3 protein-coding genes are annotated in these 2,398 nt (G+C 39.8%); 2 read left to right on the top strand and 1 reads right to left on the bottom strand.

The features are described 5' to 3' along the window. Positions 1 to 620: 620 nt before the first annotated feature. Both F6K49_RS41660 and F6K49_RS41655 read left to right on the top strand, forming a co-directional pair. A complete protein-coding gene (locus tag F6K49_RS41660; RefSeq protein WP_293107080.1) occupies positions 621 to 1,166 on the top strand; it encodes a hypothetical protein in 546 nt (181 codons plus the stop codon). A gap of 44 nt (positions 1,167 to 1,210) precedes the next feature. Next, positions 1,211 to 1,528, top strand: coding sequence for an alpha-hydroxy acid oxidase (locus F6K49_RS41655; RefSeq protein ID WP_293107076.1), 318 nt, complete (start codon positions 1,211 to 1,213; stop codon positions 1,526 to 1,528). Here F6K49_RS41655 and F6K49_RS41650 read toward each other — a convergent pair. Continuing rightward, positions 1,512 to 1,715: a hypothetical protein gene (locus tag F6K49_RS41650; RefSeq protein ID WP_293107072.1), complete on the bottom strand. Its 204-nt coding sequence runs from the start codon at positions 1,713 to 1,715 to the stop codon at positions 1,512 to 1,514. The two genes, F6K49_RS41655 and F6K49_RS41650, sit on opposite strands and share 17 nt — an antisense overlap. Positions 1,716 to 2,398 lie beyond the last annotated feature (683 nt).

Here is a 2,398-nt window from a genome sequence, read left to right as displayed (position 1 = left end):
ATCGCAGCCCCATCAATTTCCTGGTCAATGTCGTCTGTGGGTTGATTGCTTATTGCCATCAGTCCAAGAAGCCTTCTCTCCTGATTGACTGGGCTTTACCACCTGCTGCTTAACCCGTACTGACGTTAATTAACCAATAACTAGTCACCAACTAATTAATGACTAATAATACATTTGGCTTAGTAATATCAATGACTTGGCTGACATTATAGAAATAATAGGTATGCTATCTTTGATTAGAAAAATCACTATATAAATTACTATTTATTGGGAATATTTTGATACTATCTCACTAAATTACCGCCACTTATCAGGGTGATGATAAGAGTTATATAAGGTTTGATATTAATCGATTTATCTATTGGAAACTGAAATATAGCAATTCTCTATGCCATGAGGTACAAAGGGATCCCCCGTTGGTCCCCCTTATCAAGGGGGACTTTGAGGTTTAAAAGCCTACCTCATAGCGAGGATAAACGCTTCTTGATGCAGTCGCTCATGGGGGAAACCCCCTTTGGCGGCGCTGCATCGCTATAAATCCAGAGCTATATCAATTTTTGATCAGAATAAATAGGGTGCTATTACCAAAACACTAAAATCCTCAAAATGCCGAAAAATTAATGAAACTACCGAACTTATTAAGCACCCTTGGTTTAGCATCCATTATCACCACTTTAGCCGTAGTAGATATTCCCAAACCACTGGAAACCTTTGCCTATAAATCTCCTAGTCAGTCAACCAGTGAAGGGATAGGAGCAAGCAATGATATTTTGATTGCCTCTGGACGTAGTGCAAACTTTGAGAATGGAATATTTTCTGTACGCCTTCCGGAAACAGGCACTCTCGGACAAGAGCTTGATAATTTCATATCTGCTAATCCTAGTTTCAATGTTGAATCAAAAGAGAAGTGGGTTAGTAACATCAAAGTCTCTTCTCTGAGCAGAGGTTCGATTAGTAATGGAAGTGTACCAATCACTGCTAGATGGTCTGTTCGATTATGTTGGACCAATACTTTTGCCTTAAAGAAATGCGTTGGCGGCTGGATAAACAAAAGTGAGAACTTTGAAACGTCATGCTCTATCGGGGTACAACCACGCTATCTTCGTTGCAGAATGCCAGGTAAAGTTAGCGAATTGGTAAGAGAAGGTAGCATTTTAGTTAAATAAACTGTCTATATTATCTTGATTTTACTAATTAAAAACTGAGCTGTTTGTCATCAAAGCAAATCCCAAGCTCTTTCGCATCCATCGATGCCTTACCTGAAGTGGTCGCAGCTGTGGGAAATCATCTACCGGTATTAATCGATGGAGGTATCCGTCGAGGAACTGATGTCCTCAAAGCCCTAGCCTTGGGTGCATCAGCCGTGTTGGTAGGTCGTCCGGTATTATGGGGATTAGCTGTAGCAGGAGTTGCGGGAGTACGCCATGTCTTGCAATTGTTACGGGATGAATTGGATATAGCGATGGCGTTGAGTGGCTGTACTAAGGTCAAGGATATTGACCTTAGTTTGGTTAAGATTCAAGATTAGACATCTCCAGAAATTCTGAGGGGGTGACATGCAAGCTGACATCCTTACTGGGTAATACGTTCAGCCGATATGTTACTAATGGTGCGCTTTCCGCATTAAGAATTAAATTCGCCACGGGTCGCACCTGAAAGATACATGGTGTTTTGGACTGACCTTGGACGTAGTTATCAGGGTTTGAGCTTGCCATTACATCAAAGTAGGGTCAATTTGTGAGTTGATCTAAGCTAAGATAACTGGCCTCAAAGCCTTATATAATAGGCTTTTCAGGGCTCATGTCACCCCCTCAGCCAGAAATTAGGTTTTCACCTAGATAGGATCGGGGTTTCAGATTCTTTGTCGGAGATGTCTATTGACTAAATTATTAATAAATTAATAATAGCTTGTCATAGCTAAATACTAAGTCAAATAGCTTAGTAATATCAATGAATTGGCTGAATTTATAGCAAGACTAAGGGGAGCATGTCAAATTCGTAGAACAAATGTACTAAAATAACTACTGCTACTGAAGCCCCGAAAACACTGTAGTTCAAGGGTCTGCATAAGTGACATGCTCCCTGAGAGGTGCGAGAGATATGAGTTTTTCTATGAGTTTTATGAGTTTTTCTATGAGTTTTTCTAAGTAGTCGGACATAAATAAACGGTACTGTCTTGAAAACTGTAAAATGCTTGTAACCTTTACCCCAAAAGGTTTTACCTATATTTACAAAACTTTATACAGCACCCAAAACTTTTGTCCGACTACTTATGAGTTTTGGGAGTATGTCAACTTAATAGTACAAAAATACTATAAAACGACTGCTACTGAAGCCCCGAAAACACTGTAGTTCAAGGGTTTGTAGTTCAAGTGTTCTGACAAAATTGACCTGCTCC

The organism is Moorena sp. SIO3I6 (genome assembly GCF_010672095.1).
The sequence above is the reverse complement of the archived record's forward strand: the minus strand, read 5'-3'. Positions and strand labels throughout refer to the sequence as shown.

Excerpts from the sequence above, each read along its gene's own strand:
- F6K49_RS41650 (WP_293107072.1), bottom strand. The coding sequence starts at position 1,715 with ATGGCAAGCTCAAACCCTGATAACTACGTCCAAGGTCAGTCCAAAACA.
- F6K49_RS41660 (WP_293107080.1), top strand. The coding sequence starts at position 621 with ATGAAACTACCGAACTTATTAAGCACCCTTGGTTTAGCATCCATTATC.